This window comes from Streptomyces sp. DH12 (assembly GCF_020873895.1).
In the GTDB taxonomy this organism is placed as follows: domain Bacteria; phylum Actinomycetota; class Actinomycetes; order Streptomycetales; family Streptomycetaceae; genus Streptomyces.
The window spans coordinates 1-478 of the sequence record NZ_JAHWGT010000854.1 but is presented as its reverse complement, the minus strand read 5'-3'; the positions used below and the strand labels follow the sequence as shown (position 1 = coordinate 478).

The following is a 478-nucleotide window of genomic DNA, read 5'->3' as shown; positions in this document are numbered from 1 at the left end:
CTCCCAGATGATGCTCCGCGAGGTGCCCCTCGGGGGACTTCGGCAGTGAACTGCTCACGCGCTCGCGCCCCCTCCCCCCAGTGCGGGGACACGCGGCACGAAGGAGGGGCGGTCCGCGCGCGCCTTGGGTGAACGGTGCGCGAGGGCCTTGCGCAGCTGGGAGCGGCCGCGGTGGATACGGGACCGCACGGTGCCGAGCTTCACGCCCAGGGTGGCCGCGATCTCCTCGTACGACAGTCCTTCGATGTCGCACAGGACGACGGCGGCGCGGAACTCCGGGGCGAGCGTGTCGAGGGCCTGCTGGACGTCGGCGTCGAAGTGCGCGTCGTTGAAGACCTGCTGCGGCGAGGGCTCCTTGCTGGCCAGCCGCTCGGCCGCGTCCTCGCCGAGCGCGTCGAAGCGGATGCGCTGCTTGCGCCGGACCATGTCCAGGAAAAGGTTCGTGGTGATGCGGTGCAGCCAGCCCTCGAAGGTGCCC

General features: G+C 71.3%; 1 protein-coding gene. It reads right to left on the bottom strand.

Features of this window, described 5'->3' with window-relative positions; translation table 11 throughout:
• Positions 1–54: 54 nt before the first annotated feature.
• Positions 55–478: sigma-70 family RNA polymerase sigma factor (locus LPA54_RS37435; protein ID WP_228984906.1), on the bottom strand; the 424-nt coding region annotated here is incomplete at its 5' end.